The sequence below is a fragment of the Paramagnetospirillum kuznetsovii genome (assembly GCF_003284725.1).
GTDB classification, from domain to species: Bacteria; Pseudomonadota; Alphaproteobacteria; order Rhodospirillales; family Magnetospirillaceae; genus Phaeospirillum; species Phaeospirillum kuznetsovii.
In genome coordinates this window covers 1-547 of the sequence record NZ_PGTO01000067.1, presented here as the reverse complement: position 1 = coordinate 547, position 547 = coordinate 1, and the positions used below count along the sequence as shown (strand labels likewise).

Sequence of the window (547 nt, the reverse complement as noted above, 5' to 3'; positions counted from 1 at the left end):
CACCGGCCCTGCGGGCCACCCTCTCCCGCGAGGGGAGAGGGCTAGACATCCCTTCCCTCTCCCCTCGCGGGAGAGGGTGGCGGCGAAGCCGTCGGGTGAGGGGCCTTTTTGAATTGGATCTCCCGCGCTACACTTCCCACCATCATGTCGATTGCTCAGGCTCGATCATTGCGCCGCAAAGCCACCGAAGCCGAAAAGGCGTTGTGGCGCCTTCTTCGCGACCGAAGGCTGGCCGGGGTGAAAGTTCGCAGGCAGCAGCCGCTCGGGCACTACATCGTTGATTTCGCCATCATGTCCCACCGAATTATCGTCGAAGCGGATGGCGGGCAGCACGCCGAAAGCCCCAGTGACGCGGACCGCGATGCTTGGCTGATCGAGGATGGCTTTCGTGTCCTGCGGTTATGGAACAACGATATCCTCGGTAATCCCGAAGGGGTTCTGCTGACCATCCTGGCGGAATTGGCGTCCCGGCCCCCTCACCGGCCCTGCGGGCCACCCTCTCCCGCGAGGGGAGAGGGCTAGACATCCCTTCCCTCTCCCCTCGCGG

At 64.4% G+C, this 547-nt stretch carries 1 protein-coding gene; it reads left to right on the top strand.

The window, feature by feature from the left end:
• The first annotated feature begins 144 nt into the window (after nt 1–144).
• Nucleotides 145–522, top strand: coding sequence for an endonuclease domain-containing protein (locus CU669_RS20970; protein WP_112147522.1), 378 nt, complete (start codon nt 145–147; stop codon nt 520–522).
• Nucleotides 523–547 lie beyond the last annotated feature (25 nt).